Below are 19,296 nucleotides of genomic sequence, written 5' to 3' on the forward strand. Positions count from 1 at the left end.
GGGCGTCAGGTGCGCGCCGACGCGCGCTGCCTCCGCCGCAGCGCGCGCCGTTCCAGCTCACTCGTGCCGCCCCAGACGCCCACGCACTCCGCGGTGTCCAGCGCCCAGCGCAGACACTCCTCCCGGACCGGGCAGCGCTTGCACACCGCCTTCGCCTGCTCGGTCTGCATCAGGGACGGGCCCGAGGTGCCGATCGGGAAGAAGAGGTCGGGGTCCTCGCTGCGGCACGCGGCGTGCTCTCGCCAGTCGTCCATCAATGTCACCTGCGATCGAATTCGTACGTGCCCTCGCGGATGGCTTACTCGATTGCGGGTCACCTGTCGATGCGTGAGTGAAACAATGGAGTTCGACAAGCCCGCCGGCCGGGCTCGTCACTGCTCGCGGATACCCCAGGGCGAGCCGTACTCGGTCAGCAGGTCCAGGAACGGACGCGCCGGCAATGCCTCCGGGCCGAGCACGCCGGACCCGGACCAGGCGCCGGAGGCGACGAGCTCCAGGGCGACGACCGGATTGACGGCGGTCTGCCACACCACCGCCTGGCTGCCGTACTCCGCCATGGACCACTGGTTGTCGACCACGTGGTAGAGGTACACCTCGCGCGGGGCCCCGTCCTTGACGCCGCGCACCCAGGTGCCCGCACAGGTCTTGCCGTGCATCCGCTCGCCCAGGGTCGCCGGGTCGGGCAGACACGCGGCCACGACGTCGCGGGGCGACACCCGCACCGCGCCCGCGGCGCTAGGCACGGTCACCGGCTCGGTGCGGTCCAGGCCCAGCAGGTGCAGCGTCTTGAGGGTCTCGATGAACTCCCGTCCCAGGCCGTACTTGAACGTCACCCGGTCCGCCTTCACCCAGCGCGGCACGAGCAGCACCTCCTCGTGCTCGACGTTCACGCACTCGACGGGGCCGATGCCCTCCGGGAAGTCGAACACCTCCGGCTCGCTGAACGGCTCGGTGGTGAACCAGCCGCGTCCGGCCTCGTAGACCACGGGCGGGTTCAGGCACTCCTCGATGGTGGTCCAGATGCTGAAGGACGGGGCGAAGTCGTAGCCGTCGACGGTGAGGTCGGCACCGTCGCGGACGCCGATCTCCTCGATCTCGTCGAAGAGCTCGTCGGCGGCGTACCGGGCGAAGACGTCCGACAGACCCGGCTCGACGCCCATGCCGACCAGGGCCAGCGCCCCCGCCTTCTCCCACTCCCCGGCCAGCGCGAACTGCTCGTCGCCGAGCTTGACCCCGCAGGTGCCGTACGGCTGCTCGGGGTGCGGGCGGGACAGCGACATCGCCATGTCGAGATAGGTGGCGCCGGCGCTGCGGGCCGCGCGGAACAGCGGCATCACGAAGCGCGGGTCGGTGGCGTTGAGCAGCACGTCGCACGCGTGCCGGCGCAGCAGCTCCGCCACCGCGGCCTCGTCGCCGGCGTCGACGCGCTCGGCGCCGAAACGGCCGTCGTCGACGGCGGCGACCGCCGCCGTGGCGCGTGCCGGGTCGTAGTCGGCGACCACCATCGCGTCGAAGAACGGCCGCCGGGCGGCGATCCGGGTGATGGCGGTGCCGACGCCGCCGGCACCCACGAGCAGTACACGCATGACAGATCTCCCTGATCTGAGGATCGGTGACGAGGGGCCCCGGCGCAGATACAACGCGGCGGGGTCACGTAAGGTCAATGGCGTTGGCATAAGACGGGGAGGTGTGTCGTGCCCAAAGCGGTGGTGCCCGAGGAGAAGCGGCGCAGGCGGCGGCCCACGAAGAGCGGGACGGTGCTGTCGGAGGACCTGATCGTGCGGACCGCGCTGCGCATGCTGCGCGAGCACGGCAGCGCGGGCCTGACCGCGCGCCGCCTCGGCCTCGCCCTGGACGCCGATCCCAGCACGCTCTACCGCTACTTCCGCGGCATGGACGACCTCACCCTCGCCATCGGCGACGCGCTCATCGGCCAGGCCCTCGACGGCTGGCGCCCGACGGGGGAGTGGCGCGCGGATCTGCGCTCCGTCGGTCTGCGCATCCACGCCGCCTACGTCGCCCACCCGCAGGCGGCCGTGCTGACCACGAGCCGGGTCACCGGCCGCGCCAACGAACTCGCCGCCGACGAGGCGGTCCTGGAGGTGCTGCGCTCGGCGGGCTTCCCGCTGCCGGACACGGTCCGCATCTACCACGCGTTCATCGACCAGACCCTGGCGTTCGCCGCCCTGGACGCCGCCTCGCTGGCCCTGCCGAGCGCGGCGCTGCACGCGGACGAGGACATGTGGAGCTCCACCTACGCCCGCCTGCCCCGCACCACCCACCCCCGCATCGCCGAGGCGGCCCCGCTGCTGGCGGCCCGCATGACCGCAAGCGCCTACCCCACGGCCCTGGACATGCTCCTGGACAGCGCGGCGGCGCGACTGAACCCCTCCCCCTGACGCGTCCGACCGGTCTGGAGGTCTGGTGGCTTGGCGGTCCGGTGGTCCGGTGGTCCGGTGGCACTGGCCGCTTGGCGGTCCCGCGGTCCCGCGGTCCGGGGCCGTCGTCCGTTCGTCCGGGGGCGGGGCGGTGTGGCGGTTTCGTCGGCGGGTTACTCCAGGGACTGGGCCGCCGCCGACAGCACCGCCTCCGCGACCACGGCCAGCGCGGGGGAGTCGAGCTTCCACTGCTGCCAGTACAGGGGCACGTCCAGCCTCAGGTCCGGCGCGAGCAGGACCACGCGGCCGGACTCCAGCAGGGGTGCGGCCTGCACCTCGGGCACCAGGCCCCAGCCCAGACCCGCCGCGACGGACTGCGCGAAGCCCTCCGAGGTCGGCACGAGGTGCCGCTCCCGGCTCGCGCCGACGCGGTCGTGCCGCAGCCGTCGTACGAAGGCGTCCTGGAGATCGTCACTGCGGTCGAAGCCCACGGTGGGCGCCGTGGTGAGCACCTCCCGCAGCGGTCCGTCGAGGTGCTCGCGCGCGAAGTCGGGACGGGCGACAGGGACGTAGCGCATTCTTCCCAGCGCCCGCACGGAGCAGCCCGTGACCGGCTCGGGCAGTGAGGTGACGGCGGCCATCACCAGCCCTTCCCGCAGCAGGCTCGCCGTACGGGTCTCGTCCTCGCGGCGCAGCTCGAAACAGAGGCGCGGCTCCTGGCTGACGCGCGTCAGCGCCGGGAGGAACCAGGTGGCGAGGGAGTCGGCGTTCACCGCGATCGACACCCGGGTCGCCTCCCCGGCGCCGCTCATGCCGAGCTCGGCGCGCGCGTCCCGCTCCAGCCGCGCCAGCTGGCGGGCGAAGCGCACGACGACCTCGCCCGACTCGGTGGCCCGCACGGGCTTGGTGCGCATCAGCAGCACCCGGCCCGTGCGCTGCTCCAGCGCCTTGACCCGCTGGCTGACCGCCGACGGCGTCACGTGCAGCGCCGCGGCCGCCGCGTCGAACGTGCCCTCGTCCACCACCGCGAGCAGGGTCCGCACCTGGTCCAGGGGCAGCTCCGTCAGTTCAGACTTCACGAGAGCTAAGGATACGTAAGAATCTTTAGCTGTACGCGGCAAGGGCGGGCGCTTAGCGTCATCGGCATGATGAACGCCCTGACCACCGCCGCCGCCGGCTTCGGCACCGGTCTCTCACTGATCGTCGCCATCGGTGCCCAGAACGCCTTCGTCCTGCGCCAGGGCATCCGCCGCGACGCGGTCCTCGCCGTGGTCGGCATCTGCGCCCTGTCGGACGCCGTGCTCATCGCGCTCGGCGTCGGCGGGGTCGGCGCGGTCGTGGTCGCGTACCCGCAGGCGCTCACCGCCGTCGGCTGGATCGGCGGCGCCTTCCTGCTCTGCTACGGCGTCCTCGCCGCCCGCCGGGTGCTGCGGCCGGGCGACGCCGCCCTGCGCACGGAGGGCGAGGTGGCGGGTTCGCGCCGGCGGGCCGTTCTCACCTGCCTGGCGCTGACCTGGCTCAACCCCCACGTCTACCTCGACACCGTGTTCCTGCTGGGGTCGGTCGCCGCCCACCGGGGCCCGCTGCGCTGGACGTTCGGCCTCGGTGCCGCGCTCGCCAGCCTCTGCTGGTTCGCGGCCCTGGGCTTCGGCGGGCGGGCGCTGGGCCGCTTCCTCGCGAAGCCGGCGGCCTGGCGCGTGCTGGACGGGCTGGTGGCGGCGACGATGATCACGCTCGGCACGCTGCTCGCCGTCCGGGCGTGAGCCGCGGCGCGAGCCGCGCGGACCGCCCGGGCCCGTACCGGCCTTCCCGGCGGTGCTGCCATAGTGGACGCCGAAACCCTGTAGATGTAGCAAGCAACCAGGACGGTCGTGGACACCAGCGAGAGCAGCACGCCACCGCAGGCACCGGAGCCCGTCGCGGCCGGCCCGTCCCGGAGCGGGTGGCGCCGCTGGGCCATGGACACCCGGCCGCTGAGCATCCCGGCCTACCGCCGGCTGTGGTCCTCGACGATCGTCACGGCCGTCGGCAGCCAGCTCACCGCGGTCGCCGTGCCCAAGCAGATCTACGACATCACGGGCTCCTCGGCCTGGGTCGGCGCGGCGAGCCTCGCCGGGCTGGTGCCGCTGATCGTCTTTGCGCTGTGGGGCGGCGCGGTCGCCGACAGCATGGACCGGCGCAAGCTGCTGCTGATCACCAACACCGGCATCGCCGTCACCTCGCTGCTGTTCTGGGTCCAGGCGATCACCGGCCTGGAGTCGGTGGCCGCGCTGATGGTCCTGCTGGCGATGCAGCAGGCGTTCTGGGGTCTCAACGCGCCCGCCCGCACGGCCTCCATCGCCCGCCTGGTGCCCGAGGGCCAGCTGCCCGCCGCGAACGCCCTCGGCTCGACCGTCATGCAGACCGGCCAGGTGGTCGGACCGCTGCTGGCCGGCGTGCTGATACCGGTCATCGGCCTGCCGGAGCTGTACCTGATCGACGCGCTCGCCCTGTGCGTCACGGTCTGGGCCGTCCACCGGCTGCCCGCCCTGCCGCCCCTCGCGGGCGGCGCCGCGCGCCGCGCCGGCGTCCGCGAGATCGTGGAGGGCTTCCGCTACATCTCCCTGCACAAGGTGCTGCTGCTGTCGTTCCTCGCCGACATCGTTGCCATGGTCCTCGGCATGCCCCGCGCCCTGTTCCCGCAGCTCGCCGCGCAGACCTTCGGGTCCTACGGCGAGGGGTTCGCGCTCGGCCTGCTGTTCGCGTCCATCCCCATCGGCGCGGTCCTCGGCGGTCTGTTCTCCGGCACCTTCTCCCGGGCCCGCAGGCACGGCTGGATGGTGATCGGCGCGGTCGTCGCCTGGGGCGTGGCGATCACCGGCTTCGGTCTGAGCGGAAACCTGTGGATCGCGGCGGCCTTCCTGGCCCTGGCCGGCCTCGCCGACATGGTCTCCATGGTCTTCCGCGGCGCGATCCTGCTCTCCGCCGCCACGGACGAGATGCGCGGCCGTATGCAGGGCGTCTTCACCGTCGTCGTCGCGGGCGGCCCGCGTCTCGCCGACGTCCTGCACGGCACGGCCGGCGCCGCCTTCGGCCCCGGTACGGCGGTGGCGGGCGGCGGCATCCTGGTGGTCGCCGTGATGCTGGCCCTGGCGGCGGCGGTCCCGGCCCTGCGCCGGTACCGGATCTGACGCCCCTACAGCGTGCCGCGCCCCCGGCCGGCGTTCTCCATCAGCTTGCCGCGGGTCATCTCCAGGCGGTACGCGAGGATCTCCGCGACGCCGCGCACCAGGGACAGGCCGAGTGGGGTGTCCTCCTCGCACAGCCGCAGCACCGCCGCCGCGTCGAACTCGTAGGCCCGGACCGGGCTGAAGGCCTCCGCGCCGAAGTCCCACTCGTGCGGCGGGAACAGCCACGACCAGCCGAGGAGATCGCCCGCGCCGAGGCTCGCCACGGTCACCCGTTGCAGCGAGTTGACCCGTTGGTCGAGCGTGACCGCGCCGGAGCGGATGACCCAGAAGCGGTCGGCCGTGCCGCCCGCCTCGAAGATCCGGGTGTCCTCCGGGAAGGAGACCTCCCGCGCGAGCGTCATCAGGCTCTGGCGCTGCGGAGGGGGCAGGGCGGTCAGCAGTTTCGTCGCTTTCGTCATGACGCGGGGCTCCTCGCCGAGGTTCGGATGCGCTGCTTTCCCTACGCCCATTTCAGCCGCTGCGGCCGCCCTGGGCACCTTGGCGTACGGCACTTCCCGCAAAAAACCCGGAGACATGAAAAAGCCCTGGCTGGACGGGGGAGACCAGCCAGGGCCGTAAGCGGTGGCGGCGGAGGACGGTACGGTCGACTCCGTCACCACGTATGGATGAACGCTAAACCATCCATGGGTCTTTCGCGTAACCGGAAGCGGGTCAAGTGACCTGATTCACTTCGGGGGCCTGCCGCCGTCAGCCCGGCGCGGCGCGCTCGCCCGGGTGCAGGATCTCGTCCAGCACCCGCAGGACCGCCTCGTAGGCGAGTGTCCGCACGCCGGCCTCGCGAGCCGCCTCCGGGTCGGTCGCGCGCAGGCCCTCCCCACGCTCCCGCCACGTCTCCTCCTCCTGCTGTGCACAGGCGCGTGCGCGCCGGATGCGCCTCAGCAACTCGTCCGAGTCCACGACATCGCTCATACGTTCCGCGTACCCGCGATGCGCCACGAGATGGCTCGGCCTTCCCGTCCGGGCCGGAGGTTTGGGGGAGCCGGGGCAGGTGAGCCGTTACACGGAGGCCCGCGGCGCTCACGCGGCGGACGGCAGTGCCGCCGCGCAACGGGGCGGGGCGGCCGTGCCGGCGAGGCATCGCCCGGACACGGCGGCCGCGGGCATGACCGATCCGGCTTCCCTCCCCCCGCACGTGGACGCCGGAGCTTCACCGACCAGGGAGCCAGGCGATGTGCGAGGAGCAGGGGACCCCATCCGTCCACGAGCGGCCGGGCGCGCAGCGGACCGCCCCGCCCCGGTCCTGCAAACCCGCCGACGCGCGGCAGGCCGTCGAGCGAGCGGTCGCCGAACTCTGCCGGACCATGCACACCCCCTGCGATGCGGACGCCCTCGGCGACGCGCTGCTCGTGGCCTCGGAGCTGACGACCAACGCGATCCTGCACGGCGGCGGCGTCACGGACTTCCGCGTCGACGTCGCCGACTCGAACGTGAGCGTCTCGGTGTGCGACCGCAGTGACCGGCAGCCTGTGGCGAGGAACGCCGCGGACCTGCGACGACGCCAGAGCATCGGCGGCCACGGCTGGCCCATCGTGTGCCGGCTGGCCCGTGATGTCCGCGTCCTCGCACTGCCCGCGGGCGGCAAGTGCATCACCGCGGTGGTCCCCTTCGGCTGAGGGCCTGTCGTCCTCGTCTCGGTCGACGGTGTTTGGCCGGGCGGGGTGAGGGCATACGGAGTCTCGTGCTTCGGACCGGAGGCGCGCCAGCGGGAGCGATACGGCTCCCCGGGCCCTCGCTCGGTCCGGACGCCGATCGTCCCGCGGTATGTCCCTGAAACCCTCCTTCAGGAGCGATTCCGCATGCTCATCGACACGTCGGCAAGCACCCCCGGCTCGCACGAGACCCGCACGCCCGTCCCCTCGGGACGGCGCCACGACGACGCACCCGACACGGCGGCCCTCTTCGCCCGCCTCTCCGTCCTGGAGGACGGCCCGGAGCGGGAGGCGGTGCGCGGCGAACTCGTCACGGCCTGGCTGCCCATGGCCCACCGGATCGCCGGCCGGTTCCGCGACCGCGGGGAGGCCGTCGAGGACCTCCGCCAGGTCGCGGCCCTGGGCCTGGTCAAGGCGATCGACCGGTTCGACCCCGCGCGGGGCGCCTTCGAGAGCTACGCCGTCCCCACCATCACCGGTGAGGTCAAGCGGCACTTCCGGGACCGGATGTGGGCGCTCAGGGTGCCCCGCCGGGTGCAGGAACTGCGCAACAAGGTCCGCGTGGCCCGCCGGGACCTCATCCAGACACCGGGCACCCCCGAGCCCACCCCGGCCGACATCGCCGCCCACACCGGGCTCACCGAGGACGAGGTGAACACCGGCCTGGAGGCGCTGGAGAGCTTCAGCACCCTGTCCCTGGACGCCGAACTCTCCGGCGACGAGGACGGCTACAGCCTCGCCGACACCCTCGGCTCCTCGGACTCCTCGTTCGACGTCGTGATCGACCGCGAGTCCGCCAAGGAGGGACTGCGCCACCTGCCCGAGCGCGAGCGTGCCATCCTCTACATGCGCTACTTCGAGGACATGACGCAGAGCCGGATCGCCGACCAGCTCGGCATCTCCCAGATGCACGTCTCCCGCCTCATCAGCCGCAGCTGCGCCCGGGTGCGCGCGGAGGCGATGGGGCAGCGCTCCACCCGCCGTCCGGACACCACGGCGTGAGCGGCCACGAGCCGACGAGGAGTGACCGAGGATGCTGACACCTCATCCCGCGGTGCTGCGCAGGCTGGTCGAGGAGTACGAGGCGGCACTCGCCGAGGACGCGGCGACGGGCAGCACCGCGGCGGGCACACGGGAACAGGACCTCGCCTACACGCTGTGCGTGTCCACCGGGACGCGCGATGCGGGACACGCCCTGTGGACGGCCCACCGGATGCTCGCGGCGACGGCCGCGCCCGATACGGCGGGGGCACCCGCCGTGCCCGCGGGCCCGGCCGAGGTCGCGGTTCCATGACCGAGCCGGGGCACCGCTCGGCGGACGAGGAGGCGGAGCGCGGTGAGCTCCGGAGGCAGCGGGCCGAGGTGTGCGACCCGCGCGCCCGGGGCCGCGTCCACCCGCTGATCTCGCAGGCACAGGGCATCGTGCGGGAGCGCTACCGGCTGGCCGACGCCGACAGCGCGTTCGTGCTGCTGCAGCGTGCCTCGCAGCGGTTCGACGTCAAGATCCGCACTCTCGCCGACTTCCTCGTGAGCCTTCCGGGCCCGGACCCGCGGGAGCCGCTGTGGTTCCCGCGGCGGCTGCGGCAGCCGGAGCCGGACCTGCGTTTCGAGCCCGCGCACCAGCCGGACACCCGCAACCGCGGCGGGGTCCTGGGCGCCGTACTGAGCCAGACCCTGTCGGTGGTCGGCACCGGGATGGGCAACGTCCAGGTGAGCGAACGTGCGGGACGCGGCCTGGTGCTGGAGAAGCACACCGGTCTGCCGCCCGGCTTCGTCGAGTTCTTCGACCATGTCGGCCACGCCGGCACGTCCTGCGGTCCGGCCGCTCGCCAGGTCACGCAGGTCACCGTCCGGGACGTGGAGACGGACCCGGTCTTCACGGAGCCGGCCCGGGCGGCGATCCTCGCGGCCGGCAGCAGGGCCTGCCACAGCGTCCCGCTCACCACCGCGTCGGGCCTGTGCGTGGGGATGGTCTCCGCCCATCTGGACCGCACGTTCGACGGACCGACCCGGGCCCAGCTCAAGGCCCTGGACGTGGTGGGCGCCGACGGGGGCCGGTGGCTCGCGTGGCACGCGGGCACGGTCGTGCTCGACGCGCTGGAACATCTGCACGGAGTCGGCCGGCGGATGCGGGGCACAAGGTTGCGCAGGCAATGACAGCGTGCCGTACGGCCCGGTCGGAACCGGGCCGTACGGCCTTGGGGAGGTGCTGATGAACGCGAACGCCATGGCACGCTCGGGCCGGCTCGGAGCCGAGCGTGCGGCGCGGGGTTCGGTGACCGAGGGCGCCGGCCGGGCCGGCCTCGCCGCCCGGGGCGCGATCTACCTGCTGGTCGGCGCACTCGCCCTGCAGGTCGCCTTCGGCGACACCGGGCGCCAGGCCGACCGCGGCGGCGCCCTCGACACCCTCGCGGGTCAGCCCCTCGGCGTCGTCCTGCTGTGGGCCATCGGAGCGGGCCTGGCCGGGATGGCGGTCTGGCGCCTGTCGGTGGCGGCCTTCGGCTCGGCCGGAGCGGACGGCCGCAAGGCGCACAAGCGGCTGCTCGCGGCGTTCGGCTGCGTCTTCTACGCGGGCTCCGCCTACTCCGTGCTGAGCTTCGCGGTCGGCCCGCACGGCGGCGGCGGATCGAGCGACCGGCAGTCCCGCGACGTCACCGCGCGGGCCCTGGACCTGCCCGCCGGGCAGTGGCTCGTCGCCGCGGCCGGCGCCGGCGTCGTCGTGGCGGGCGTGTGGAACGTCGTCCGGGCCGTACGGCGCAAATACCACAAAGACCTCAAGCTGGGCGAGATGTCGCCGTGGCAGCGGCGTCTGGTGGACATCACCGGCGTCGGCGGCGGCGTGGCGCGCTGCCTGGTGTTCACCGCGGCCGGCGCGTTCGCCGTGCGCGCCGCGATCGACTACCGGCCCGACCGGGCCAAGGGCATGGACGACACCCTGCGCTCCTTCGCCCACACCCCGCTCGGCCCCTCCCTGCTGGTCTGCGTCGCGGCCGGACTCGTGCTCTACGGGCTGTTCTCGATCGCGTTGTCCCGGTGGTGTCGCGTCTGATCCGTGCCGGACGGGGAACACGGTCCGGATGAGCGAATCCGAGTTTCCGCCGGAGCACCGTCCCGTCGACCTCTACCTCGGTCTGCTGCGCGCCCGGATGGACACGGAGGACTACAGGCAACTGCTCGACGTGGTCGAACCGGTCCTGCGCGCGCTGGAGGAACACCGTCTGCCCGCCGTCGACTTCGCCCTGGACGGGGAGAACGAGGAGGGCCTGTCCCAGGAGGTGCGCGACGAGGCCGCGCTGGTCATCGCCGCCGCCGTCACCGGCCGCCTCGACAACGAGGTCGTGGAGATCGACCTCGGGGGGACTGGACCGGTCAGAGTGATCACCGACGCGGACACCGCCTCCGACCCGGAGCGCCTGGGCGAGATCGCCGACTACATCCGGGAACGACATCGCCAGGACGAGGAACTGCGGGGCATCGCCGAGGCGAGCGGTCTGCCCACCGACTTCTGAGCGCGCTCACCGCTTCGGCTGCGCCACCGGAACCTTCAGCGGCCGGGCGAGGCCCACCACCGCCTCGTCCAGCCGCTGCAGATGCCTGAGCACCCGGTCGGTGATGCGGCCGTAGCGCGAGGTGCCCGGCAGGTCGGTCTCCAGCAGCGCGGCGATGCTCGCCCCCGTCTGCACCTCCACGGCGGCCCGCTCGTCCGCGACCCGCGCCGCGATCGTCCCGATGTTGCTCAGGATGCGCTGCCCGGCCCGCCGCAGCCGCGGATCGGCGGCGATCGAGGGATGCGTGGGCAGCAGTTCGGCCATCGCGGCCAGCGAGCGCGCGTGGTACGCGCAGGTCTCCAGGAGGGCGACGACGTAGCGCGCGGTGTCGCGCCGCGTCCGCATCGGGGTGACGGGGTGGGTCAGCGGCTGCGTGGCGGCCCGCAGGTCGGCGAGCGCCTGGTCGAGATCGCGCGCCTGGTCGAGCAGGTCGGCCGGAGCGCCGCCGCTGAGCTGCTCGACGGCCGCCCCGGTGACGTCGGAGAGCCGGTCCAGCACGGTGACCAGGAGCTCGTTCGTACGGCTGTCCGTCTGCACCGGCAGCACGAACGCCGCCGCGATGATCCCGCAGGCCGCCCCGAGCGCCGTCTCCTCCACGCGCAGCACCAGCACCGAGAGGCTGTAGGTGTGCAGCAGGGTGTACAGCACACCCAGCGCGGCGGTGACGAAGAACGACATCAGCGTGTACGACAGCGGGGCCGTGTAGAACATCGCGAACACGCACAGCAGCACCAGCGCGAACGCCGTCCAGGTGTGATGCCCGACCAGGCCCGCGAGCAGCAGACCGGCCACCACGCCGAGCACGGTGCCCAGCAGCCGCCGGTAGCCCTTGACCAGGATCTCGCCGGTGGAGGCGGTGTTGATGAAGACGATCCAGCAGGTCAGCACCGCCCAGTACCAGCGCTGGCTGGAGAGGAGCTCCCCACCGACGATGGCCAGCGAGGACCCCACCGCGACCTGCACGGCGGCGCGCGTGGTGGGCCGCTCCAGCCCCGTCGCAGGCGCCGCGGCGTCCTCCCCGCCCGCGTCGATCGCCGCGTCCTCGGCGTCCAGCTCCTCGCGCGAGCGCGCCGTCGACGGGCTGTCGTCCGTGTCGTCCGGCGCCGCACCGAGCGCGATCCGCAGCCCCAGCACCGCACGGGCCGCCTCGCCGATGCCGCGGAAGACGTCCTGGACGGCGGGCGAGGCCGCGGGCAGGTTCTCCTCGTCCCGGTAGCCGAGCAGACGGTTGCGCACCTGGGCCAGCCCGGTCCCGGTACCCGAGGAGACGGGCCGCAGCACCAGCAGGCGCAGCGCCTCCAGATCGCGGCGCAACGTGACGATCGCCTCGTCCCGGGCGGGCAGCAGGCCGACCGCCGGCACCGGCGCGCCCGGCAGGTGCAGGGTCAGCGTGTCCGCGCGCTCGGAGCTGCGGGCGTTCAGCAGCAGCAGCCCGAGGCGCTCGGCGGCGATCTCGGCGTCCGCGACGCGGCGCTGCACCAGCCGCGCCGTGGCCTCGTCGGCGGTCCCCTCCTCCAGCCGGCCCTGGATCATCATGGCCGTCTCGTGCAGGCGCGCCGTTCCGTCCCGTACGTCCTGGAGCGTCTTGTCGATCTCGTCCGGCCCCGCGTCGAGCAGGGCGAGCTGCGCCGTCACCAGCCGCGCCAGCCGTGCGCGGAAGGCTTCGCGCAGCCGCTCCAGGACGCCCGCGGGCGTCTCGCGCACAAGCCCGAAACGCACCACGGCGCTGGCGGCGAAGGCGGCCGCGACCACCCCCCACAGCCTTGGCAGCGTCGAGACGTCGGCGCCGACGAACAGGGCCATGAAGTAGACCTGGAAGCCGATCAGCCCGAGCGCGGTGCCCCGGTCGCCGAAGCGTCGGATGTAGACGGCGCAGAAGATCAGGACGACGAAGAACAGGTCGCCGCCCACCACACGGGAGTGCAGGACCGCGGCCAGCGACACCGAGGCCAGCGCGACCGGAAGGCCCAGCGCCAGCGTGGCCGCCTGCCGGGCGCGCTGCTTCTCGCGGATGGCGAAGGTGGAGACCATGGCCGTGATGGCACCGGCCACCAGCTGCCGCACCTCCGCGCCGAACAGGGAGAGCACGAGCAGCGTGAGGGCGATGGAACTCACGGTCCGCAGGCCCGCGGCCAGCCGCAGCAACCCGGGATCGGACGCCGCGACGAGATCGCTCAGCCGTTCCCTGACCGACCCGCCCGCTGCCCTCACGCTGTCGTACTCACTCCCGCTTCACGCCATGATCAGGCTCTCAGGATCGCATGACGCGCCCGGAGCGTGCGCACCGGCTCAGGCATCCTTGCCGTCCGCCCCCTCGACATGGGCCCGCACCTGCTCCGGCGTCATGTAGGCGTCGGTGAACTCGAAGTCCTTCAGGCGGGCGGGCTTGCGGGCCTGGAATCCGGTGCGCACGAAGTCGTCGCCGGCGATCGCGTTGAGCGTCCAGTTCGTCGCCACGCGGACCTTGGCGACGTTGGTGCGCAGCGCCCACCAGTGATAGCCGCGGGCCGCGAACTGGGCGGGCAGGCCGTGCAGTTCGATGCCGAGCGGCTTGGAGACGGCGTCCGTGCCGCCGAGGTCGACCACGAGCCCGAGGTCCTGGTGCTCGTACGGTGTCAGCGGCTTGTTCCGCAGCGTCGCCACGACGTTGTCGGCGACGTGCGTGCCCTGGCGCATCGCGTGCTGCGCGGTGGGCGGGCAGATGGCGCCTTCGACGTCCTTGGCCTCGTCGGGCACGGCCGCGGCGTCGCCGAGCGCGAAGACGCCGTCGTGCCCCGGCAGGGTCATCTCGGCGTTCACCGCGAGCCTGCCGCGCACGGTCTCCGCGCCGAGCGTGGCGATGAGCGGGCTGGCGACGACGCCGGCGGTCCAGATCAGGGTGCGGGTGGGCACCACGCGGCCGTCGGTGAAGGTGACCTCCTCCGGGCCCGCCTTCGCGATGGAGACGCCGAGCGAGACCTCGATGCCGCGCCGGCGCAGGATCTCCTGCGCGCTGCGGCCGAGTTTGTCGCCCAGCTCGGGCATCAGCTTCGGCGCGATGTCGATCAGGTGCCACTTGATCAGCCCCGGGTCGATACGCGGATAGCGCTTGACCGCGCCGTACGTCAGCCGCTGCAGGCACGCGGCGGTCTCGGTGCCGGCGTACCCCGCGCCCACCACCACGAACTGCAGGCGCGAGGCGCGCTCCGCCGGGTCGTCGCTGGCGTCGGCCAGATCGAGCTGGGAGATGACGTGGTCGCGGATGTAGGCGGCCTCGGCAAGGGTCTTCATCCCGTACGCGTGCTCGGTCAGCCCCGGGATGTCGAAGGTACGGGTGATGCTGCCGGGCGCCAGCACGATGTAGTCGTAGCGCTCGTTGACGATCTGGTCGGTGATCGTGCGGATCACGCAGACCTTGGACTTCAGGTCGACGCCGATGGCCCCGCCCGGAATGATCCGGGTGCGGTACCTCTTGCTGCGGCGCAGCGACACGGCGACCGACTGGGGGGTCAGCACGCCGGAGGCCACCTGTGGCAGCAGCGGCAGGTAGAGCTGGTAGGAGAAAGGCGTCACCAGGGTGACGTCGGCCTCGTCGGGCGCGAGTTTCCGCTCCAGCCTGCGTACGCACTCCACGCCGGCGAAGCCCGCGCCTACCACCAGGATCCTGGGTCGTGTCACGGTGTCCATCCCTCTCTGCGGCTCCAGGCGGTGTCCGTCCAACGCCTCTCGCATGCCCTGGATCGCTGTGTGCACCACATCGATCCCACCGTGACTCCAGCCGTTCCGCCAGCTGGGTGCGGCAGGCAGACGAACGCGTTGAGCACCACCATGCCCGCCCGGGTACCCGAACGCACCGGGAGAGGGGAAAGTATGCGATCGAGGCCGGGGAACTACGCGCGGTCCGCCGCGATGTGGCACAGCAGCAGGCAGACGTCGTCGTCGCGCTCGGAGTCGCTGAGCATCGGGCCGAGGATCCGGTCCGCCGAACCGTCCAGGTCCGCCTCCAGCCGCTGCGGCCCGAGGGACCCGAGCGCCCGCGCGAGGCGTTCGATGCCCGGGTCTATGCCGAGGGCGCGCCGCTCGACCAGACCGTCCGTGTAGAGCGCCAGCGTCGAACCGGGCGGCATCTCCATCGTGTGGTCGTGGATCTGCTGGCTGAGCGGGATGCCCAGCATGGCGCTGGGCTTCGCGTCCAGCGTGTGCACCTGCCCGTCGGGGGTGCGCAGCACGGGCGGCGGGTGGCCGGCGGCGGCCCAGGTCATGGTGGGCTCGTCCGGGTGGAAGCGGGCGATGACCGCGGTGGCGTAGAGATCCGGCTGCAGATGGTGCAGGAAGGTGTGCAGCCGGGTCAGCAGGGTGCCGGGGCTGCCGCCGTCCACGGCGTACGCGCGCAGTGCGGTGCGCAGTTGACTCATCATCACGGCCGCGTGCAGTCCGTGGCCGGTGACGTCGCCGATGACCGCGATCAGGCCGCCGTCGGGCTGCCGGAAGGCGTCGTACCAGTCGCCGCCGATGTTCAGGCCGTGGGTGGCGGGCAGATACCGGGCCGCGAGCCGCAGGCCCGGCGTCGTCGGCAGGTCCGTGAGCAGGGCGCGCTGCAGGGTCTCGGCGATGTCGCGGTTGTGCTCGAAGCGGCGCGCGTTGTCTATGGCGATACTGGCCCGCCGGGCGATCTCGATCAGCATGACGGCGTCGTCGGAGTCCCAGCTGTCACCGGCGGGCGGCGCCAGCGTGAGCACTCCCAGCGGGGCCCGGCGCGTCGGCAGCGGGATGCACAGCAGGGGCAGTTCGGGATCCAGCGCCGACGGCGGCTGGTCGTCCACGCCGGGCAGCCCGCCGGGGCGGCGCGCGGCGTACTGGGGGCGGCCGGTGCGGGCGGCGACGACCGCGGCGGCCGGGTGCGGCGACGGCGGGCCCTGCTCGGCGTCGCCGTCGAACAGCCAGACGTCGACGCTGCGGGCGTACTCGGGCACGAGCAGCTCGGGCAGCCGGCGCACGATCTCGTCGTGGTTGAGCGAGGAGGTCAGCACCGCGCTCGCGTTCGCCAGGAACGTCAGCCGGCGGCGGGCGCTCTCCGCCTCGGTGCGGGCCTTGCGCTCGGCGGCGAAGGCCTCCCGCTGGGCGCGCCCGGCCGCGTCCAGCTCCGCGTGCAGGGCGACCACGCCCTGGTTGGTCTGGTGCAGCTCCTCGCGGTGGAAGGCGACCAGTTCCTCCTGGTCGGTCAGCTTCTCCAGCACCAGTGCCGTGTCCTCGTCGGCACCGAGCAGGGACTCCGCCAGCTCCGCCGCGGCCTCCGGTGGTGCCGCGCCGTCCGCCACGGCCGACGGCTCGGGGCAGGCGACACAGGCCCGCCACGGCGGGTGCGCGGCGGACTCCGCGGGGTCGCAGGCGGTCAGCGACAGATGCAGGGTCCCCGGCGCCGCCTCGCCGGTGACGACGTCCAGCGTGAGCCGCCACGCGCCGCCCTTGGTCAGGCACTGGCGCAGCTGGGTGCTGAGCGAGGTGGTCAGACGGGTGCGGTCCAGGGCCGCGACACCGTGTGCGGCGGCCAGCCGGGCGGTCGCGATACGGGCCCGGGCGGCATCGGTGACGGTCGCGATCTCCCAGGTGCGCTTCATCGGCGGTCCCGTGGTGTCGGGGCCAGTACGGCCACGGCGGTGTCGTCCCGGACCGGTCGCGCGGCGCTTCCCGCGTCGCGCAGGGTCACCGCGGCGACGACGGCCGGGTCGGCGCACAGCACACCAGGATCGGCCGGTGGCGTCCAGCGGCTGGGCAGACCGTCGCTGTGCATGATCAGCAGGTGGCCGGCCGCCCAGGGCATCCGGTCCTCGCGCAGCGTTCCGGGCCGGTGGACGCCGACGATGCCCGGGCGGCACAGGAGGGCGCGCCAGCGGTCCCCTTCCTGCAGCCGGGCCCCTATGTTGCCGATGCCGGCGAAGCGGAGGAGCTGCGCGCCGCTGTCGACCTGGGCCACGGCGACGGCCGCCCCGCGAGTGCCCCGCAGCGCGGTGTCCAGGTGCCGTAGACATTCGGCGGGGGTCAGATGGGCCGAGGCGTGCAGCGCGTCCACCGCGGCGGTCGAGGCGCGGGCCGCCTCCGGTCCGTGCCCCAGTCCGTCGGCCAGCATCAGGGTCGTGCGCTCGCCCGAGCGGACCCATGCCCAGGCGTCGCCCGAGGTCTCCGCGCCGCCGAAGGGGACGTTGACCCCGCCGGCCCGCAGTCCGGCCGGTGCGGCGGCCCGCGGGCGCGCACCGACCCGGGCCAGGGCCACCGTGCCCCGTCCGGGCACGCTGTGCAGCGCGAAGTCGTCCGCCACCCGCCGGCAGGTGCCGAGGCCCGCGCCGAGGGAGCTGGCCGTGGAGAAGCCGTCGCTCAGGGCGGCCGGCACGTCGGCGATGCCGGGGCCGTGGTCGATCGCCGCGATCTGGACGAACGACACCGGTGAGGCGCGGTCGGCCGGAGCGGGCGCGGGCACGATCTCGACCAGGAGCTGTCCGCCCCGGGTGTGCTTGAGCAGGTTGGTGGCCAGCTCGGTGGCCACGAGCGAGGCGGCCGCCGTGCGCGCGGAGTCGAGCCCGGCCAGGGTCGCCGCGGCCTCCGCGGCGACCCGGGCGTCGCGCACCCGGGTCGAGTCGTGCACCGGCACGTCCCACACACGAGGCATCAGGTCCCCCCGCGCGGCCGCGGCGGGGCGGTCGGCCAGGAGATCACCGTCACCGCGGTGCCCTCGCCCGGGGCGCTCCGCACGGAGAACTCGTGCACCAGGCGCTTGGCTCCGCCGAGCCCCATGCCCAGACCGTCGCTGGACGTGTAGCCGTCGCTCAGGGCGCGTTCGAGGTCCGGGATGCCGGGGCCGTGGTCGGAGAAGGTCAGCTTGAGGCCGACCGCCCGGCCGCGTGTCTCGCGGGACGACTCCATCCGGCCGCCCCCGCCGTGCACCAGGGTGTTGCGGGCCAGCTCGCTGGCGGCGGTCACCACCTTCGTCTGTTCCACCAGACCGAAACCGAGCAGGGCGGCGGCCTGGCGTACGTGCTGCCGGACCCACACCAGATCCATGTCGGACCGGATCGGCAGGCAGGCATCCACGCCTGCGGAGGTCGGCATCATCGAGGCCCCGCGGACTGCGGGCCGGGACGGGACCCCGGCGCCGTGCGGGCGAGCAGCTCCATGGCCGCTTCCGTGTTCAGCGCGGTGTGCAGTCCGGGCAGCGTCAGTCCCAGTTCCACCAGCGTGATCGCGACCGCCGGGCGCATCCCGGCCACCACGGTCCGGGCGGCCAGCAGCGCGGACTGCGCCGCGATCTCCGCCAGGACGCGCCCGAGGAAGGAGTCGACGATCTCCATGCCGGAGATGTCGATGACCACCCCGGTCACCCCGCTGCTCGTGATGGTGTCGGCGATGTCCTGCTGGAGCTGCTGCGCGGTGCTGTCGTACAGGTCTCCCTGCAGGGTGACCAGCAGGACGTCGCCCAGCCGGAGCACCGGGACGTGGGCGGAGACGTACGGGCCGAGGTCGCTCACCGGGAACCCGCGCCGTCCGCCGCCGAGCTGACGATCCCCGAGCCCAGCTCGTGCAGGGCGTACCGCAGGGCGTCGGCCAGGCTGGCGCGGGTGATCACGGTGCCGAGGTCCAGGCCGAGGTGCACGATCGTCTGGGCGATCGCGGGGCGGATGCCGGAGACCACGCACTCGGCGCCCATCAGCCGGGCCGCCGCCACGGTCTTCATCAGGTGCTGCGCCACGAGCGAGTCGACCGTCGGCACCCCGGTGATGTCCAGGATCGCGAAGCGCGCGCGCTGCTCGACGATCGCCTCCAGCAGGCTCTCCATCACGACCTGGCTGCGCGCGCTGTCGAGGGTTCCGATCAGGGGCACGGCCACGATGCCGTCCCACAGCTTGATGACGGGGGTGGCCACTTCGAGCAGCTGGAGCTGCTGCCGTTCGATCAGGGCCTGGCCCTCCGCCAGCGCCGTGTCCAGGACGACCAGGCGCAGCGTCCCCAGCAGGATGGTGAGTGCCATCACGCTCTCCCGCGCGTGGTCGGCGGGTGCGTCCGCGAGATCGGCGAGCAGCAGGTTCACCGCGGGCGGGCGCAGCGCGTCCACCTCGGTCGAGACCTGCGCGGTGGTGAAACCGGCCCGGGAGCGCGAGGCGCCCATCCGGGACAACTGCTCGCGCACCACGAGGAATCCGGCGGCGTCCGTGTCGTGCACCCGCTCGGTGTCCGCGACGGCGGCCAGCGCGTCGAGGACGTGCCGGGCCGCCTCGGCCGCCTCGTCCCTGGACACGGTGAACACGGTGCGGAACAGGGACTCGTCGGCCCACCGCTGGGCGATCTGCTCGCGGCGACGGCGGAGAAACTCCCCGACCTCTGCCGTGGGCGATCCGTTCGTTCCAGCTTCGTGCTCCGGCACCTGTTCACTCCTCGTCCGAGTCGTCCCTGTCGCGTCGGGCCGTCCCTCCGCAGGTCGGATGCGGGGGCGAAGCCCTTGCCGGACGACAACCTTAACCAT

General features: G+C 73.3%; 21 protein-coding genes. 9 read left to right on the plus strand and 12 right to left on the minus strand.

Going from position 1 to position 19,296, the window contains the following annotated elements; translation table 11 throughout:
• Positions 1-5: 5 nt before the first annotated feature.
• On the minus strand, positions 6-254 hold the full coding sequence (locus ACIRPX_RS02655) for a WhiB family transcriptional regulator (protein ID WP_404187449.1): 249 nt from the start codon (positions 252-254) through the stop codon (positions 6-8).
• Positions 255-371: 117 nt separating this feature from the next.
• Positions 372-1,586, minus strand: a complete 1,215-nt coding sequence (locus ACIRPX_RS02660; protein ID WP_404187450.1) for a saccharopine dehydrogenase family protein — start codon at positions 1,584-1,586, stop codon at positions 372-374.
• Positions 1,587-1,694: 108 nt separating this feature from the next.
• Between ACIRPX_RS02660 and ACIRPX_RS02665 the strand changes: the two genes are divergently transcribed.
• A complete protein-coding gene (locus ACIRPX_RS02665; RefSeq protein ID WP_404187451.1) occupies positions 1,695-2,399 on the plus strand; it encodes a TetR/AcrR family transcriptional regulator in 705 nt (234 codons plus the stop codon).
• Between the two features lie 152 nt (positions 2,400-2,551).
• Here the strand turns inward: ACIRPX_RS02665 and ACIRPX_RS02670 are convergent, their stop codons facing one another.
• Positions 2,552-3,457, minus strand: coding sequence for a LysR family transcriptional regulator ArgP (locus tag ACIRPX_RS02670; RefSeq protein ID WP_404187452.1), 906 nt, complete (start codon positions 3,455-3,457; stop codon positions 2,552-2,554).
• 66 nt (positions 3,458-3,523) lie between these two features.
• On the opposite strand from ACIRPX_RS02670, the gene ACIRPX_RS02675 reads away from it, so the two are divergent.
• Both ACIRPX_RS02675 and ACIRPX_RS02680 read left to right on the plus strand, forming a co-directional pair.
• Positions 3,524-4,141 (plus strand): LysE/ArgO family amino acid transporter, encoded by a 618-nt coding sequence (locus tag ACIRPX_RS02675; RefSeq protein WP_404187453.1) that lies wholly within the window; start codon positions 3,524-3,526, stop codon positions 4,139-4,141.
• A 108-nt stretch (positions 4,142-4,249) separates the two neighbouring features.
• Positions 4,250-5,548 (plus strand): MFS transporter, encoded by a 1,299-nt coding sequence (locus ACIRPX_RS02680; RefSeq protein WP_404187454.1) that lies wholly within the window; start codon positions 4,250-4,252, stop codon positions 5,546-5,548.
• A 5-nt stretch (positions 5,549-5,553) separates the two neighbouring features.
• Here the strand turns inward: ACIRPX_RS02680 and ACIRPX_RS02685 are convergent, their stop codons facing one another.
• Entirely contained in the window at positions 5,554-6,006 is a 453-nt protein-coding gene (locus tag ACIRPX_RS02685) for a cyclic nucleotide-binding domain-containing protein (RefSeq protein ID WP_404187455.1), read from the minus strand.
• 289 nt (positions 6,007-6,295) lie between these two features.
• Positions 6,296-6,517, minus strand: a complete 222-nt coding sequence (locus tag ACIRPX_RS02690; protein WP_404187456.1) for a hypothetical protein — start codon at positions 6,515-6,517, stop codon at positions 6,296-6,298.
• Between the two features lie 260 nt (positions 6,518-6,777).
• On the opposite strand from ACIRPX_RS02690, the gene ACIRPX_RS02695 reads away from it, so the two are divergent.
• The 6 genes from ACIRPX_RS02695 to ACIRPX_RS02720 all read left to right on the plus strand — a co-directional run bounded on the left by ACIRPX_RS02695 (position 6,778) and on the right by ACIRPX_RS02720 (position 10,766).
• A complete protein-coding gene (locus tag ACIRPX_RS02695) occupies positions 6,778-7,221 on the plus strand; it encodes an ATP-binding protein (protein ID WP_404187457.1) in 444 nt (147 codons plus the stop codon).
• A gap of 183 nt (positions 7,222-7,404) precedes the next feature.
• Entirely contained in the window at positions 7,405-8,259 is an 855-nt protein-coding gene (locus tag ACIRPX_RS02700) for a SigB/SigF/SigG family RNA polymerase sigma factor (protein WP_404187458.1), read from the plus strand.
• Positions 8,260-8,290: 31 nt separating this feature from the next.
• Complete coding sequence (locus tag ACIRPX_RS02705; protein ID WP_404187459.1) at positions 8,291-8,551, plus strand: DUF5133 domain-containing protein; 261 nt, start codon at positions 8,291-8,293, stop codon at positions 8,549-8,551.
• Positions 8,548-9,414: an ANTAR domain-containing protein gene (locus tag ACIRPX_RS02710; protein ID WP_404187460.1), complete on the plus strand. Its 867-nt coding sequence runs from the start codon at positions 8,548-8,550 to the stop codon at positions 9,412-9,414. Before ACIRPX_RS02705 ends, ACIRPX_RS02710 begins: the two co-directional genes overlap by 4 nt.
• Before the next feature lie 55 nt (positions 9,415-9,469).
• A complete protein-coding gene (locus ACIRPX_RS02715; protein ID WP_404187461.1) occupies positions 9,470-10,306 on the plus strand; it encodes a DUF1206 domain-containing protein in 837 nt (278 codons plus the stop codon).
• Between the two features lie 28 nt (positions 10,307-10,334).
• Positions 10,335-10,766: a hypothetical protein gene (locus tag ACIRPX_RS02720; protein WP_404187462.1), complete on the plus strand. Its 432-nt coding sequence runs from the start codon at positions 10,335-10,337 to the stop codon at positions 10,764-10,766.
• Positions 10,767-10,772: 6 nt separating this feature from the next.
• On the opposite strand, the gene ACIRPX_RS02725 is transcribed toward ACIRPX_RS02720, so the two are convergent.
• The 7 genes from ACIRPX_RS02725 to ACIRPX_RS02755 all read right to left on the minus strand — a co-directional run bounded on the left by ACIRPX_RS02725 (position 10,773) and on the right by ACIRPX_RS02755 (position 19,197).
• Positions 10,773-13,016, minus strand: coding sequence for an FUSC family protein (locus tag ACIRPX_RS02725; protein ID WP_404187463.1), 2,244 nt, complete (start codon positions 13,014-13,016; stop codon positions 10,773-10,775).
• A gap of 78 nt (positions 13,017-13,094) precedes the next feature.
• Positions 13,095-14,471, minus strand: a complete 1,377-nt coding sequence (locus ACIRPX_RS02730; RefSeq protein WP_404187464.1) for an NAD(P)/FAD-dependent oxidoreductase — start codon at positions 14,469-14,471, stop codon at positions 13,095-13,097.
• A 203-nt stretch (positions 14,472-14,674) separates the two neighbouring features.
• Positions 14,675-16,402: a PP2C family protein-serine/threonine phosphatase gene (locus ACIRPX_RS02735; protein WP_404187465.1), complete on the minus strand. Its 1,728-nt coding sequence runs from the start codon at positions 16,400-16,402 to the stop codon at positions 14,675-14,677.
• Positions 16,399-17,448 (minus strand): SpoIIE family protein phosphatase, encoded by a 1,050-nt coding sequence (locus ACIRPX_RS02740; RefSeq protein ID WP_404187466.1) that lies wholly within the window; start codon positions 17,446-17,448, stop codon positions 16,399-16,401. Before ACIRPX_RS02740 ends, ACIRPX_RS02735 begins: the two co-directional genes overlap by 4 nt.
• A complete protein-coding gene (locus ACIRPX_RS02745; protein WP_404187502.1) occupies positions 17,448-17,888 on the minus strand; it encodes an anti-sigma regulatory factor in 441 nt (146 codons plus the stop codon). Before ACIRPX_RS02745 ends, ACIRPX_RS02740 begins: the two co-directional genes overlap by 1 nt.
• The gene (locus ACIRPX_RS02750) at positions 17,888-18,304 is read right to left on the minus strand and encodes an STAS domain-containing protein (RefSeq protein ID WP_404187467.1); all 417 of its coding nucleotides are present in this window, start codon (positions 18,302-18,304) and stop codon (positions 17,888-17,890) included. Before ACIRPX_RS02750 ends, ACIRPX_RS02745 begins: the two co-directional genes overlap by 1 nt.
• Positions 18,301-19,197, minus strand: a complete 897-nt coding sequence (locus ACIRPX_RS02755; RefSeq protein ID WP_404187468.1) for an STAS domain-containing protein — start codon at positions 19,195-19,197, stop codon at positions 18,301-18,303. Before ACIRPX_RS02755 ends, ACIRPX_RS02750 begins: the two co-directional genes overlap by 4 nt.
• Positions 19,198-19,296: the final 99 nt, after the last annotated feature.

It is taken from the genome of Streptomyces sp. NPDC101225 (assembly GCF_044767585.1).
GTDB lineage: Bacteria > Actinomycetota > Actinomycetes > Streptomycetales > Streptomycetaceae > Streptomyces.

Coding starts and splice junctions, on each gene's coding strand:
- ACIRPX_RS02720 (WP_404187462.1), top strand. CDS start 10,335: ATGAGCGAATCCGAGTTTCCGCCGGAGCACCGTCCCGTCGACCTCTAC.
- ACIRPX_RS02745 (WP_404187502.1), bottom strand. CDS start 17,888: ATGCCGACCTCCGCAGGCGTGGATGCCTGCCTGCCGATCCGGTCCGAC.
- ACIRPX_RS02710 (WP_404187460.1), top strand. CDS start 8,548: ATGACCGAGCCGGGGCACCGCTCGGCGGACGAGGAGGCGGAGCGCGGT.
- ACIRPX_RS02690 (WP_404187456.1), bottom strand. CDS start 6,517: ATGAGCGATGTCGTGGACTCGGACGAGTTGCTGAGGCGCATCCGGCGC.
- ACIRPX_RS02715 (WP_404187461.1), top strand. CDS start 9,470: ATGAACGCGAACGCCATGGCACGCTCGGGCCGGCTCGGAGCCGAGCGT.
- ACIRPX_RS02740 (WP_404187466.1), bottom strand. CDS start 17,448: ATGCCTCGTGTGTGGGACGTGCCGGTGCACGACTCGACCCGGGTGCGC.
- ACIRPX_RS02675 (WP_404187453.1), top strand. CDS start 3,524: ATGATGAACGCCCTGACCACCGCCGCCGCCGGCTTCGGCACCGGTCTC.
- ACIRPX_RS02695 (WP_404187457.1), top strand. CDS start 6,778: ATGTGCGAGGAGCAGGGGACCCCATCCGTCCACGAGCGGCCGGGCGCG.
- ACIRPX_RS02655 (WP_404187449.1), bottom strand. CDS start 254: ATGGACGACTGGCGAGAGCACGCCGCGTGCCGCAGCGAGGACCCCGAC.
- ACIRPX_RS02685 (WP_404187455.1), bottom strand. CDS start 6,006: ATGACGAAAGCGACGAAACTGCTGACCGCCCTGCCCCCTCCGCAGCGC.
- ACIRPX_RS02705 (WP_404187459.1), top strand. CDS start 8,291: ATGCTGACACCTCATCCCGCGGTGCTGCGCAGGCTGGTCGAGGAGTAC.
- ACIRPX_RS02660 (WP_404187450.1), bottom strand. CDS start 1,586: ATGCGTGTACTGCTCGTGGGTGCCGGCGGCGTCGGCACCGCCATCACC.
- ACIRPX_RS02735 (WP_404187465.1), bottom strand. CDS start 16,402: ATGAAGCGCACCTGGGAGATCGCGACCGTCACCGATGCCGCCCGGGCC.
- ACIRPX_RS02700 (WP_404187458.1), top strand. CDS start 7,405: ATGCTCATCGACACGTCGGCAAGCACCCCCGGCTCGCACGAGACCCGC.
- ACIRPX_RS02730 (WP_404187464.1), bottom strand. CDS start 14,471: ATGGACACCGTGACACGACCCAGGATCCTGGTGGTAGGCGCGGGCTTC.